General features: G+C 62.5%; 14 protein-coding genes. 11 read left to right on the top strand and 3 right to left on the bottom strand.

Annotation, left to right across the window (positions count from 1 at the left end):
* The 7 genes from M9890_13450 to M9890_13420 all read left to right on the top strand — a co-directional run.
* A partial coding sequence (locus M9890_13450; protein ID MCO5177957.1) for a hypothetical protein occupies nucleotides 1-1,398 on the top strand: 1,398 nt, incomplete at its 5' end.
* 24 nt (nucleotides 1,399-1,422) lie between these two features.
* Nucleotides 1,423-1,698: a biotin--protein ligase gene (locus M9890_13445; protein ID MCO5177956.1), complete on the top strand. Its 276-nt coding sequence runs from the start codon at nucleotides 1,423-1,425 to the stop codon at nucleotides 1,696-1,698.
* The gene (locus M9890_13440) at nucleotides 1,695-2,501 is read left to right on the top strand and encodes a lipoate--protein ligase family protein (GenBank protein ID MCO5177955.1); all 807 of its coding nucleotides are present in this window, start codon (nucleotides 1,695-1,697) and stop codon (nucleotides 2,499-2,501) included. Before M9890_13445 ends, M9890_13440 begins: the two co-directional genes overlap by 4 nt.
* 79 nt (nucleotides 2,502-2,580) lie before the next feature.
* Nucleotides 2,581-2,727 carry a hypothetical protein gene (locus M9890_13435; protein MCO5177954.1) on the top strand — a complete coding sequence of 49 codons (147 nt, stop codon included), beginning with the start codon at nucleotides 2,581-2,583 and terminating at the stop codon, nucleotides 2,725-2,727.
* Between the two features lie 146 nt (nucleotides 2,728-2,873).
* Nucleotides 2,874-4,154, top strand: coding sequence for a sensor histidine kinase (locus M9890_13430; protein MCO5177953.1), 1,281 nt, complete (start codon nucleotides 2,874-2,876; stop codon nucleotides 4,152-4,154).
* Complete coding sequence (locus M9890_13425) at nucleotides 4,145-4,789, top strand: response regulator transcription factor (GenBank protein MCO5177952.1); 645 nt, start codon at nucleotides 4,145-4,147, stop codon at nucleotides 4,787-4,789. Before M9890_13430 ends, M9890_13425 begins: the two co-directional genes overlap by 10 nt.
* A 559-nt stretch (nucleotides 4,790-5,348) precedes the next feature.
* Entirely contained in the window at nucleotides 5,349-7,622 is a 2,274-nt protein-coding gene (locus tag M9890_13420) for an MMPL family transporter (protein MCO5177951.1), read from the top strand.
* A gap of 70 nt (nucleotides 7,623-7,692) precedes the next feature.
* Here the strand turns inward: M9890_13420 and M9890_13415 are convergent, their stop codons facing one another.
* Nucleotides 7,693-7,947, bottom strand: coding sequence for a hypothetical protein (locus M9890_13415; GenBank protein ID MCO5177950.1), 255 nt, complete (start codon nucleotides 7,945-7,947; stop codon nucleotides 7,693-7,695).
* A 125-nt stretch (nucleotides 7,948-8,072) separates the two neighbouring features.
* Between M9890_13415 and M9890_13410 the strand changes: the two genes are divergently transcribed.
* Entirely contained in the window at nucleotides 8,073-8,255 is a 183-nt protein-coding gene (locus M9890_13410; GenBank protein ID MCO5177949.1) for a hypothetical protein, read from the top strand.
* Between the two features lie 59 nt (nucleotides 8,256-8,314).
* Here the strand turns inward: M9890_13410 and M9890_13405 are convergent, their stop codons facing one another.
* Together M9890_13405 and M9890_13400 are read right to left on the bottom strand one after the other, a co-directional pair.
* Nucleotides 8,315-8,539 (bottom strand): hypothetical protein, encoded by a 225-nt coding sequence (locus M9890_13405; GenBank protein MCO5177948.1) that lies wholly within the window; start codon nucleotides 8,537-8,539, stop codon nucleotides 8,315-8,317.
* Nucleotides 8,540-8,562: 23 nt separating this feature from the next.
* A complete protein-coding gene (locus M9890_13400) occupies nucleotides 8,563-9,306 on the bottom strand; it encodes a sigma-70 family RNA polymerase sigma factor (GenBank protein ID MCO5177947.1) in 744 nt (247 codons plus the stop codon).
* Between the two features lie 191 nt (nucleotides 9,307-9,497).
* Here M9890_13400 and M9890_13395 point away from each other — a divergent pair, with 191 nt between their 5' ends.
* From M9890_13395 to M9890_13385, 3 genes are all read left to right on the top strand, one after another.
* Nucleotides 9,498-11,225 carry a thiamine pyrophosphate-binding protein gene (locus M9890_13395; protein MCO5177946.1) on the top strand — a complete coding sequence of 576 codons (1,728 nt, stop codon included), beginning with the start codon at nucleotides 9,498-9,500 and terminating at the stop codon, nucleotides 11,223-11,225.
* A gap of 358 nt (nucleotides 11,226-11,583) precedes the next feature.
* Nucleotides 11,584-12,180, top strand: coding sequence for an RNA polymerase sigma factor (locus tag M9890_13390; protein ID MCO5177945.1), 597 nt, complete (start codon nucleotides 11,584-11,586; stop codon nucleotides 12,178-12,180).
* A partial coding sequence (locus M9890_13385; GenBank protein ID MCO5177944.1) for a hypothetical protein occupies nucleotides 12,167-13,051 on the top strand: 885 nt, incomplete at its 3' end. The genes M9890_13390 and M9890_13385, both read left to right, overlap by 14 nt.

The following is a 13,051-nucleotide window of genomic DNA, read 5'->3' as shown; positions in this document are numbered from 1 at the left end:
GGTGCGCCCGAGAGTACGCCCCCGCCAGCCCCGATTGAGCCAACCGTGACTCCCTCCGACAACCCCGCGCCGGCGGGGACCAGTACGCCAACACCCGAGCCGATCGAGCCGTCGCCGACTGCTCCTGCCGAACCGACAGATGTCGCCCTGCCCGAAGCATCGGCCACCGCAACAAGTGCTCCAGCCGATCCGACCGCGACGCTTCCGCCGCCCGGCGGAACGCTGCGGGTCGAGCAGTGGGGCTACAGTCAGGCCGAGGCGTATGCCGAAGTAAGCTGGGGCTTTCTCATTTCAAATCAGGATCGTACCAATGCGATGTTCGACACGGCCTACGTCCTGACGTTCCTCGATGAGACGGGCGAGACGGTCAAGGTTGATGAGGGCTACATCGATGTCCTGCTACCCGGTGCCGAGATCGGTGTTGGCGGATCGACGTTCCTGGCCGAGGGCGCGATTGCACGGTCGATGCGAGTCGATGTCCGTCCTGGTCGCCTGGAGCCCCTCTCCATTGCGCCGGAAATCGCAGTCGACGACGTTGCCTACTTCGAACGGTCGCAATTTCCGATAGCTACCGGTGCCGTCAGCACAGATTTCGATCTGCCGCTGCTCGATCTCCGGGTATACGCCGTCGGGTTCGGTCGTGACGGCGAGATCATCGGCGGGGGCAATACCTACCTGCCGTTCGTCCAGCCGGACGATCCGGTCGGCGTCGAGGTCTCGATCTCCAGCGTCGGTCAACCAGCGCGAATTGAGCTCTATCCGGTGATCACCGCGTCAACGATTCACGCGGATACGCTCGCGCGCGAGGGCAACGAGCCGGCTGAGGTGTCGGTTATCGATCAGGGCTGGTCGGTGGTTGCCGGCAGTGGCGAGATCGGCTGGGGCTTCGTTCTGCAGAATGAGCGCGACGACCTGGCGGCCGAGCCGGTTCTGTACCAGGTGACGGCCTGGTCGACAGATGGGGCGGTGCTTGCGACCAATGCGTCGTATCTGGCCGTGTTGCTGCCGGGTGAAGATCTCGGCGTTGGCGGTTCGTTCTTCGCGCCGGAGGGTGAGAAGCCAGCCCGTGTTGACGTGCAGGCGCTGGGCCGCTCGGTCACGACGTTGCTGGCCGAGGCGGGCGATCTGGCAACGACCGATGTGCGCTACGTGCCGGATTCGTTCACGCCGCGCGTGGCTGGACAGGTAGTGAACGGTCTGGACGTTGATCTCAATTCGGTCGCAGTGTTCGCCATTGCCTATGATGCTGACGATGTCATCATTGGCGGTGGGCTGGCCTATGTTGATGTGGTGCCTGCCCAGAGCGAAGCGCCCGTCGAGGTCGCCGTCGCGGTTGGCAGTGAGCCGAAGCGCGTTGTCCTGTACGCGACGGTCTCATCTGCCAGCCAGTTGCCATAGAGGTCGAGCGAGGAGGAGGACGCGATGCACGGTGAATACAAAACACCGGGGGGGAAGCTCGTCGTGGTCGATTTTGACGTCCACGACGGCACGATTGTCGATCCAATGGTATCCGGGGATTTCTTCCTGTATCCGGAGGAATCACTGGACCAGATTGTTGGGTCACTCGTCGGTCTGTCGGTCGACACCAGTGAGGAGCAGATCACACAGGTTGTCGCGAATGCGGTGCCAGACGGGACTGAGTTGCTTGGCTTCTCGCCCGAGGCGATCGCGATCGCGGTTCGGAGGGGGCTGGCATGAGCAGGACTGAGCAGCATTACCCGCGTGAGGCCGATGCGCGCTGGCGGGATTACGAGTGGGAGATCATCCCAACGTCGCCAATGCACCCGGCCATGAATATCGCGCTGGACGAAGTGCTGACGCGACGAGTTGGTGCAGGCGAGCGTCGTCCGACGCTGCGCTTCTGGGGCTGGGATTCGCCGGTCATCGTCATCGGGCGATTCCAGTCGGTCCGCAACGAAGTGCAGATCGAGAACGCGGCTGAGCATGGCGTCCAGGTCGTCCGGCGCATCACCGGCGGCGGCGCGATGTTCACCCTGCCGGGCCTCGACATCACCTACTCGATCTATGCCCCGCCGGATCTGGTCAAGGGCCTGTCCTTCCCGGAGTCCTACGCATTCCTGGATAGCTGGGTGGTCGATACCTATCGCGAGCTGAGCATTGACGCCTGGTACGCGCCGCTGAACGACATCACCTCCAGCGGCGGCAAGATCGGCGGCGCAGCCCAGGCGCGTCGGTTCGGCGCGGTGCTGCACCACACGATGACGTCCTACGACATGGACCCGAAGCTGATGATGCAGGTGCTGCGGATTGGCATGGAGAAGCTGTCCGACAAGGGCTTGCGCAGCGCAGACAAGCGAGTCGGCCCATTGCGCCAGCAAACGAACCTGCCGCGCGAGGCGTTCTTCCATGCGCTGACCGAGCGGTTCATGGATCTCACAGGTGGAGAGTTGGGCGAGATCAGCAATCTGGAGCATCAGGCCGCCGTCGAGCTGGTGAGGTCGAAGTTCGCGACCGAAGAGTGGACCTATCTGCTGCCCTAGACTGACGCTCATGGCATATCACGTGCGCCCGCAACTGTGTACTCGAATCGCTACGTCGAGGAGAGAGGAAACGGGCGAGATGAGCGAAGACCTGGATCGCATTCGAGAGCAGGAGCCGGATCGACGGCGCAAAGATACAGTCGGCACGGCGGCCGGAATGACCCTCGGCATTACTGCCGTGGCCATCATTCTGGCTGTCGCCGCAATCCTGTACTGGCTGTTGTAGGCCACCCACAGGGGGGATAACCCTACCTCCAGATTTCCAGCCAGCGGCGTTCCGCGATCCTCTGTCGGTCGCCAGAATAGAGGCATGACCGATACGATCCGGAGTGGGCAGCGGGCCCACGCTGCCGGCTGGAAGGAACTTCACACATGGCCAATGTCCTGGAGTCGAGTGTGTCCCCTCGGCGTATCCGGTGGAGCAATCCACTGCGACTACTCTTTTCGAGTGAAACCTGGCGCTCGTTCGGGTTTATTCTGCTGACCTTCATTCTCGGTCTCTTCTGGTTCATCGTGCTGGTGACGCTGCTCTCAACTGGCATCGCAACGGTGGTCACGCTCGTCGGTATTCCGTTGCTGGCTGGAACGATGCTGCTCTGGATCTGGGGCGCGCGGGTGGAGCGGATGCGGTTCAACTCGATGCTCGGTGAGCGGATCATGGATCCCTATGCGCCGCTGCCGGACGGTGGGTTGTGGGATAAGCTGAAGGTCCGACTGCGCGATCAGCACGTCTGGCTGGACCTGCTCTATCTCTTTATCCTCTTTCCTATTGGCCTGATTCAGTTCGTTATCGCCATCACCTGGATGTCAATCGCCTTCTCGATGATCACCGCGCCCTCCTGGTTCTGGGTGAACGAGGCATCGAGCGGCTGGACGATTAACACACTGCCCGAGGCAATCGGTGTTGCGATGGTTGGTATCCCGGTGCTGCTTGCACTGCCGTACATCATTATCGGTATGGTGCGCGCGCATGCCTGGCTGGCGCGGCATCTGCTCGGCTCCGACATCGAGTCAATCCTCACTGAGCGTGTCGGCCAGCTCACGGAGAGCCGCTCGCGGGCAGTGAGCGCATCGGTTGATGAGCTGCGCCGGATCGAGCGAGATCTGCACGACGGCGCGCAGCAGCGGCTGGTGCGCCTGGCAATGGACCTCGGCATGGCCAAAGAGAAGATGGACAGCGACCCCGAGGCCGCTAAGGTGTTGGTGAGCGACGCTCACGAAGAGGCCAAGCTGGCAATGCGGGAAATCCGTGATCTGGTGCGTGGTATCCACCCCGCCGTGCTGACCGACCGTGGCCTGGACGCGGCGATCTCTGCGCTCGCCGGGCGCACGTCGATCCCGGTGACTGTCGAGACGGACCTGCCTGGTCGTCTGCCGGACGCAATTGAATCGACCGCCTACTTCGTTGTCGCCGAGGCGCTGACCAACGTGGCGCGGCACAGTGGCGCGACCAGCGCATCGGTGCAGGCGCGCGTCGAGAACGGTGTACTTCTGCTCGATGTGGTCGATAATGGGCGCGGCGGAGCAATCACGACGCCGAGTGGCGGACTGACCGGCCTCGCTGATCGGGTGGCAGGCGTCGATGGTATGTTGACCGTCGAGAGTCCGGTCGGTGGGCCAACACGAGTGCATCTGGAGTTGCCGTGCGCATAGTGATCGCCGAGGATTCGGTGCTGTTACGCGAAGGGCTCAACCGACTTGTGGCCGACGCTGGTCATGATGTCGTCGCGAGCGTCGCCAGTGGCCCGGAACTCGTCGAGGCGATCGACCGCGAACGCCCGGACGTCTCCATTGTCGACGTTCGGATGCCGCCCACATTTCGGGACGAAGGCTTGCGCGCCGCCATTGCGGCGCGCGATCGCGTTCCGCTCACCCCGATCCTGATCCTCTCGCAATACGTCGAGGAGCGCTACGCCGGCGAGCTACTGGAAAGCGGAGCGGCTGGTGTCGGCTATCTGCTGAAGGATCGCGTCGCCGACGTCAGCGAGTTCATGATGGCGCTGCGCCAGGTTGCAGCTGGCGGGACCGTGCTGGATCCTGAGGTTGTCGCCCAGCTCGTCACTCGGCGCCGTCGTGATGATCGGCTCGCCGACCTGACGCCGCGCGAGCAGGAGGTCCTGGCGCTTATCGCCGAGGGTCAGTCGAACACCGCCATCGCCGACCGCCTCTTCATTGGCGAGGGCACTGTCGAAAAGCACATCAGCAACATCTTCAGCAAGCTTGCCCTCGACGACGCCGTCACGCAGCACAGGCGCGTCCTCGCCGTCCTGGCGTATCTACGGGGGTAGATGCATGAGCGCGCTAACCTTCCGTACGGACAGGACCCGGCCTGTCCTCGCCGTGAGGCGACCCTGCACCTGGATGCTGGCGGTCCTGGCGTATCATCACCGCATCGGCTCCGGCGTGTAGGGGCGTATCGCATACGCCCGTTTCAACCTCGATTCGTTCGCCCGCCGGCCACGGTGTCCGGGTGCATATGCTGGATTCTCGTGTTTCTGGCCGGGCGTATGCGATACGCCCCTACATGTCCACGGCCTCATGCTGGGTTCGTGTGTCCAGAGCACCGATGCTCGCGTGAGGGGGTCGCCTCACGGCGAGGACAGGCCAGGTCCTGTCCGTACGGAACCTTTGCTCACAGTCTCTCCCTATCCGGGTCTCTCGTTTCCGAAGCGCTGTCACAGCTCTTTCTCACCCTCCATTACAGCAGCCCACACCCGCCGAGTAGGGTTATCCCCACCCGTTGTTTGGAAGCCTGCCCCGTCGAGGAAACCGCCCCGCGAACCTAGTCTGAGTGATGTGCGTAGGGCCGATTGCAGCCCACTTCGTCACGGAGATATGGAGGGACCAATGGCGGTACCATCGACGCGTGGGGTGGCACGATGGAGTGCCCGACGGCCCTGGCTGGTCGTTGGATTCTGGTTGTTGCTGGTCGTCATGGCTGGGGCAGCATCCGGCATGTTGCCCAGCCCGATTTCGAATGACGACGGTTTCACAACAGAGCCAGAGTCGCTGAAAGGTGACCGGCTGATCGAGCAACGCCTCAACGGTCAGCAGCCACAAACCGAGACGGTTGTCATCACAAGCGACCACCTGACGATTGACGATCCTGCATTTCGACAGGTCATTGAGAGTACGTCCGCGGCGTTGCGTGGGTTGGACGGTACTGTCGCGAGCGTCACGAACGTGCTTGATCTTGAGGCGGCGGGCGATCCGACAGCCAGTCAGCTCATTTCGGACGATCGTATGACGGCGGTTTTGCCGGTCGTGATGGCTGGCGATAGTGACGCGCTCGAAGGTCGCGGCGAGGAATACGTCCGCACGATCGAGGCGCAGCGCACGGCCGATGTGACTGTTCTCAGCGTCGGCGATCTGAGCGGCGACGTTGCCTACGGCGCGATTGCCGAGCGCGACCTGGCCCGGGCCGAGTTGTTCGGGCTCCCCATCGCGCTCATCGTCCTGGTGGTCGTGTTTGGTGCGCTGCTGGCGGCCGGCGTTCCGCTGGTCGTCGCGCTGGCGTCGATCGCGGTCGCAACTGGCATGGCAACCGTGCTGGGCCAGTGGCACCCGGTTTCTGACATCACCTTCAACCTCATCGTCATGATCGGTCTGGCCGTCGGTATCGACTACGCGTTGTTCATTGTCGAACGCTATCGCGAAGAACGCCGACACGGGCATGAGCGTCGTGCCGCGATCGAGAACGCGGGCGGAACGGCGACCAAGGCGGTCGTCTGCTCCGGCCTGACAGTGGTCATCGCGCTGATGGGTATGTTCATCATCCCGGTGACGGTCTTCCGTGGTCTTGCAGTCGGTGCGGCACTGGTTGTGCTGGTGTCGATTGTGTCCTCGATGACGCTGATTCCGGCACTGTTGGCGCTGCTTGGCGATCGCATCGACTGGCCGCGCAAGCGTCATTACGATGATCCACTGCGGATCGCGCTGCAGCGCAAGCGCGACAGCGAGACGATCCACGCCGGTTTCTGGGGACGCCTGACACAGACCGTGATGACGCACCGCGTGGTCAGTGTCATTCTCGCCGCTGGTCTCCTGCTCGCCCTGGCGTTGCCGTACCTTGACCTGCAGACCGGCGTTGTCGGGCTGGATACGCTGCCTGAGAGCGATGTCAAGCGCGGCTACGAGATCCTCAGCGAGAAGTTCTACGCAGGCGTTATTGCGCCAGTCGAGATTGTCGTCGATGGCAACGCGAACGATCCGGCGATCCAGAACAGCGTCGATCGGCTGATCGCGAGTCTGGGGCAGAACGAGATGTTCGGCCCGGCGACGACCGAAACCAACGCCGCTGGTGACCTGATCGTTGTCTCTGTGCCGCTGGCGATAGATGGCAACCTGCCGGCCGGCGAGCAGATCATTGAGGAATTGCGTAATCAGACGATCCCGACCGTGTTCGCCGAGACCGAAGCCAGCGTCTATGTCACGGGTGAGGCGGCGTTCAACCACGACTTCAACGTTCTGCTCGCCGAGTACACGCCGTACGTGTTTGCCTTCGTCCTCGGCCTGAGCTTCCTGGTATTGCTGCTCGCGTTCCGTTCGATCATCGTGCCGATCAAGGCGATCCTGATGAACCTGCTGTCGGTCGGCGCAGCCTATGGCGTGATGGTCCTCGTCTTCCAGAAAGGGATTGGCAACGAGCTGCTTGGCTTTGGGCAGTCGCCGGTCATCGAGGCGTGGATTCCGGTCTTCCTGTTCTGCATCCTGTTCGGCCTGTCGATGGACTACCACGTCTTCCTGCTGAGCCGGATTCGCGAGCATTACGACCGCACCGGGAACAACAGTGAATCTGTGGCGGTCGGCCTGCAATCGACGGCGCGGATTATCACCGGAGCGGCGCTCATCATGGTCGCAGTCTTCGGAGCCTTTGCTGCCGGCAGCCTGATCGAGATGCAGCAGATGGGCTTTGGCCTGGCCGTTGCGATCTTCCTCGATGCGACCATCGTTCGCTCAGTGCTGGTGCCGTCGAGCATGGCGCTGCTGGGGAACGCCAACTGGTATCTGCCGCGCTGGTTGCGCTGGCTGCCGGATCTGCGGATCGAGGGTCATCCGGTTGGTCCCGTACCGACTGTCGATGCACCAACACCCGCACGAGCGCCGCGGCGCGCAGCCTGAGAGAGCACTGCTGAGACAGACAGACGGCCGGAGCAGTGCTCCGGCCGTCTGTCTGTCATCTCTTTCGGCCCTAGCGCTTCTTGATGTCCTCGGCGGCGGCGCTGACGTTGTTCAGCGCGTCGCGAACCTCATCGATGGCGTTGAGCAGGATCGACTTGGCGTTATCCGGCAAGCCCGAATCGTCGATCGCCTTGCCGATCGGCTGCATCGCCTTGTCCACGCGCGATTGCGAGCGGCTCTTGCGTAGCAGCAGAATGATCCCGACGATCGCGAGCGGAAACAGAATTGGCAGCCAGCTCGGCGCGCCGGAGGTTTCATCGTTCATATCGATGGTTGTCCTTTCTTCCCCAGTCCGTGTGTCCGCCTGACCAAGAAGCATGATGCATACCGACGCTCCTCGTCCGGCGACCTATACTTGCTGTGGTGATGGTCGAACAGGGTGGAGCCAGGATGATTCTTCCGATCTATCACGCCGGAAAATTCAGTTGGGACGAGGCACTTGTCCTTGTGCTAGTGATGGCGGCTGTGCCGTTGATCGCCTGGTATCGCGGTCGGAACGAGTCCGACGATACACCGGACGTACCAACTCCGCCGCCATCCCAATCCAGTGCGCCGGACGACTCAGCGGCCTGACGATTCAACCGCGTGCGGGCCGGTGACTGCGACCAAGCGCCGCCACCGGCCCTGACAGGTCAGACGCCTTCGATGTCCTCGTCAAGAAGCTCATCCAGCGGCTCGTCGCCGCGCTCGTAGAGCTCGCGGCACTCCGCGCAGATGTGGACCGGGCCGTCTCGATCGGTGAACTGACGACCATCGAACACGAACTCGACCGCTACTTGTCGGCCGCAGAGATCGCAGGTCGGTATCTTCTCACCGGTGATCTCGCGCATCTGCTCCAACAGCTCATAGTCAGTCATCGTCTGCTCCTTTCCTGGCAGTGCTAGGCGATGACATCCGCGTTCTCCAACAGCCAGGCTCCGAGGAACGCCCGACTGTGTCGTACTATCGCCCGCACATTCTCTGCCGCGATTCCCTCGGCAGTCGCGATCTCCTCGACATCCCAGCCATCGATGACCCGAAGCAGGAAGATCTCGCGCCAGCGTTCCGGGAGCTTGCCGAGCAGCCGATCCAGCACGGCGGCTTCTTCATCGCCGATGATGATCTCGTCCGGCGGAAGCGCCGTTGGGTCGGCCAGCACCGCGATCAGGCGAAGTGCGCGATCTGGCCACTCACCAACAGTCTGGACCGGCTGCTGCAGAGAGACCTCCAGCCGGTTCAGCCGCTCCTGCTCCAGGAGGGCCGACCGCACCTCACGGCGCGCGATCCGGCGCAGCCAGGTGTAGAACGCGCGGGCATGTGGAGCATCGGCAGCCTGCTCGACAGCGATCAGATAGATCGCGGCGACCACATCGTCGACCGGCACGTCGGTAGTGTCGAAGCCATCCAGGTCCGCCCAGCGTCGCACCTCATGCTGGACGAAGCGGCGGAGTGGCCCGAAGAACGGCATTCCGGCCTCGATGACCTCGTTGCGACGCCGTGCCAGATCCTGATGTGCGCCGTCGGTGTCGAGGTCGGCGCTGTATTCGGTCAGTGCCCGGGCGAGCTGACGGCGAGCAGCCTCGTACTGATAGGCAGGGTCACGTGGCGGAATCGCTGTTGGTTGGGGAGTCGTCTCGACGTTCATCGTCCTGCTCCTTCGCATCGCAGGTTGCACTCTCTGCTTGAACTGTAGCCCGCCGCATGTCACACCTCCGTGTCGGATACCCGGTGCCCGTAACAATCCCGTAACAAGTCACGAACTGCTTGTCGTAGCGCCAGACCGAGGCGATACTGGCACTTCTGAACACAGGAACACGCTGTAGAGGAGCGGGTCACATGGCCGACAGTTCTGGCGGACGAGTACGACAGCGCAGTGGCGCGGCAGTCGTCGAGGCCTTTCGTGCCGAGGGCGTTGATGTGGTCTTCGGCCTCGTTGGCTCACACGTCATTGAGGTCTACGACGCCCTGGTGGATGCACCGGACATCCGCCACATCACGGTCAAGCACGAGGGTACAGCCAGCGGTATGGCCGATGCCTACGGCCGCCTGACCGGTAAGCCGGGCGTCGTGCTGGTGACTGCCGGCCCGGGCGGGACCAACTCGCTGACCGGGGTCGCGCAGGCATATATGGCGGCGTCGCCGCTGGTGCACATCTCCGGTGCTGTGCCGCGCAACGCGTCCTACGAATCGTTCCACGGCGTCGATGGGGAGGACTTTCTCGTTCGCGTCTTCGCCGAGGTGACCAAGTGGAGCGTCTCGATCCAGCGGCCGGAGGACATCCCGAGCGTGATGGCTCGGGCGTTCGCCATTGCGCGCAGTGGTCGGCCCGGACCGGTCCACGTCGAGATCCCGCAGGACGTACTGCTGGCCGGTGAGACTGAGATGGATGTCTACCAACCGCTCGATCTGCCGGAAACGAAGCTGAACAAGGCCGGCCTCGAAGGCATCGTCGAGCGCGTGAGGGCCAGCCAGAATCCGGTCATCTGGGCCGGCAAGGGCGTGCGATCTACGTTTGCTCAGGATGAGCTGGTTGAGCTGGCTGAGCTGCTGGAAGCGCCGGTGCTGCTCTCCGGAGACGCCGCTGGCGGCATTCCCGATACGCATCCACTGGCAGTCGGGCAGCTCAACCTCTACGACCGCACGCCGCTGCATAAGCAACTCGCCGCCGAAGCCGACCTGATTCTCGCCGTTGGCGAGCGTGGCGGCACCGGTCACGCCGACGCACTGTTCGCCTCGACCGAAGCGCCGGTCGTCGGCATCTGGCTGGGCAACGAAGGCGAGCAGGCCGACCGGCGCGCAGCCGGCGGCGCAGTGGCCGACATCCGTCCGGCACTGAACCAGCTCATTGAAGGGCTCGGCGATCAGCAACGGCAGGTAGATGACGGGCTTCGTGCGCGCATCGCTCGCGGCAAGACCGACCTGCGTGCAGCCGTCCAGCGCCAGATCCAGACGGAGTACGGCGACGACCGACCGATGCACTACGGTGTTGCGCTCGCGGCGCTGGCCGACAGCGTTGACGACGACACGATCATTCTCGGCGACATCGGCTCGCACAACCAATGGACCCGCATGCTGGTTGAGACCCGTAACCGCGACACGTTCACCCCGGAAGGCTACTGGGGCGCGATGGGCTTTGGCCTGCCTGCCGCGATGGCTGCCAAGCTCGTGCATCCCGACAAGAAGGTGCTGACCGTGACCGGCGATGGCTGCTTCCTGATGGCCAGCGCCGACTTCGCGACCGCCGTCGAACAGAAGCTGAATCCAGTGATCGTCATTCTCAACGATCGCCAGTACGGCATGATCGTCGGGATGCAGCAGGGCATGTATGGTCGCAAGAGCGAGACGGCGCTGGACGGTCCAGACTTTGTCGCCTTCGCCCGCTCATTCGGCGGCGATGGCATGCGCGTCGAAAGCCCGGACCAGATGGCTGAGGCGCTGGCACGCGGCCTGGCCAGCGACACCATCTTCGTCATCGACGCAATCTGCGACTACAAGCACGCGCCGGCCAACCTGAACGCTGTGTCAGAAGCGTTGGAGGAGGCAGCCGCCCCCGCGACCGACTGAGCGAGGCTGTCACGCGCTTTGCTTGTGGAGTGTTAACGTCAGCGGCCATCGTCGACAAGCATCCGACCGTAGGTGAGCCGGATGCAGGTCGATGATGGTCGTGAGCGTGCACACGATGCTAGTAGATGAGTGTTAGAGAATTCTGGATTTTGCGGCATTGCGTCGTCCCTCTTTTTGTTCGTCTTTGACGAAACATTCCTCCGCATAGTCACGCCCGATATCGCCGACTAACTGACACCTTCCTCCTCCACCATCGCGACGTTGAGACCATTGTGAATGCGGTTGACTTACGCCCATCTGCGGGATGTAACACTTTCGCGCTGCGCGGCGTAGCAATAGCGAAAGGGGGCGTCACGAGGTGAGCGAACACACAACTTCCCTCAGAATCCTCCGTGCTGTGACTACAAAGTCGGATGAGCATTCGATTACGCGAGAAGAGTCCGACTCCGCGTGCTTCAGCGAGATCTATTTGCGCTACGCCGATCAGATTTACCGCTACGCGTTGGCCAGGACGGGTTCCATCGATGTAGCTGACGATGTGGTCGGCGAAACGCTTCTGAAAGCGCTCGAAGCGTGGAATCAATTCGACCCTGAGCGTGGGAGCATCGCCGCATGGCTATTTACGATTGCGAAGCATGAGATCGTCAATCAGCATCGAGCTCATCGACGTCTGCTTCGGGCGCTTGCTCGTCTGCGTATGGATTCGCCGCCGTCTTTGAGCGGGGATCCTGCTGCCGACCTCATTCATGACGAGATGGCAGCGCATGTAACCGGCGCACTTCACCGTCTATCGAGGTTGGACCGCGACATCATCCTGCTGCGCTACGCTGGCGAGCTCTCAAGTCCAGAGATTGGGCAGATTCTGGACATGGCGAGCGGGACAGTACGAGTCAGAATGATGCGAGCCCTGCGGCGGCTCGCCGAGGATTTGGGGGCCATTGATGACGTACGCTGAACAAGACGTGTCTGGTGATCCGCAGGTCGAGTACGCATTGCGATCGGTGCTTGGCAGTCGTGAGCTCTCGCCAGAGCAGCGCGCCCGTCTGCGTCGGCTGGCGTACGATGCGGCACACAACCAGCAGCGCTCATTCAGGGAACGGGTCCATGCGAGTCAGAAGGTATCCGCCGCGTATTTCGTAATCATTTTGTGCGTAGCTGCCCTGGCGCTCATCACCTTCAATCATCTATCAGGAGGAAAGACTGGAGATGTCAAGGCGGCCGAACGTCTCCTTGCGGCACCGACGCCTGGATACGGCCGCCACGTTGTCATCGATGTGCGCCAAGAGGGCTCCAATGCCGAGGCAAGAGCATGGCGCAGCGAAATTTGGCAGCGAACGCTGACCGATGGCACCCAACAGCTCCGTGTGCAGTCCAGTTCGCTGGATGGAGGCATTATGGCTGATCTGCTCATGACCGGAAGCGAATGGGTCATGCGCGACGGCGATACGATTGAGCATGGGAGCGGTCAGCCTCGCTCCGTACCACCAGAAGCGACGAACGTTCTCGTAATGCCAGAGACTTTACGCCTTACCTTGGCCGGCATCCCGCCTGCGGACATCAACGAGCGCGAGCAGAAAGACTTGAGCATCATCTCTGCAACGCTCCCCGTAGATCACCTTCCGGACCGCCCGGCCCTCGAGGTAGAGATAGGCGGCCCGGTCGCATCTGCACGCATCGACGTGACGATCGACCGTCACCGCGATCGAATCGTGACGTGGCGAGAGACGGTTGTAGATACTTCCGGTCGTGAGTACCTGCATCGCGAAATGACATTTGTGACTTGGGAGTCACTGTCTGCCTCAGAGATCTCCGAGGCGCATTTCTCG

The sequence above is a fragment of the Thermomicrobiales bacterium genome, from assembly GCA_023954495.1.
GTDB lineage: Bacteria > Chloroflexota > Chloroflexia > Thermomicrobiales > CFX8 > JAMLIA01.
The sequence above is the reverse complement of the archived record's forward strand: the minus strand, read 5'-3'. Positions and strand labels throughout refer to the sequence as shown.